Source organism: Psychroserpens mesophilus (genome assembly GCF_050617655.1).
GTDB lineage: Bacteria > Bacteroidota > Bacteroidia > Flavobacteriales > Flavobacteriaceae > Psychroserpens > Psychroserpens mesophilus_A.
Genome location: NZ_JBODQC010000175.1, coordinates 1 through 270, shown reverse-complemented (window position 1 = coordinate 270; position 270 = coordinate 1). Strand labels below are relative to the sequence as shown.

Genomic DNA, 270 nt, shown 5'->3' with positions numbered 1-270 from the left:
AGCTACAGCTACAACGCCACAGGTTCCGGGGAGCGATACACGCTGGATTTTCGGGTGGACACCTATTTCTTCCCGGATAAATCCTGGTACCATCCGGAAAGTTGCGATGAGGTGGTGCTCAGCCACGAACAATTGCACTTCGACATCTCGGAACTATTTGCTCGGAAATTCAGGAAGCGCCTGAAAGAAGGGGTCTTTACAGGGAACGTCAAAGCCGAAGTACGACGAATCTTCACGGATATCAACCGGGAATTGTCAGAATTCCAGAAC

1 pseudogene is annotated in these 270 nt (G+C 50.4%); it reads left to right on the top strand.

Features of this window, described 5'->3' with window-relative positions:
• Nucleotides 1-270: pseudogene (locus ACRHNM_RS16835) on the top strand (DUF922 domain-containing protein); the annotation flags it as partial.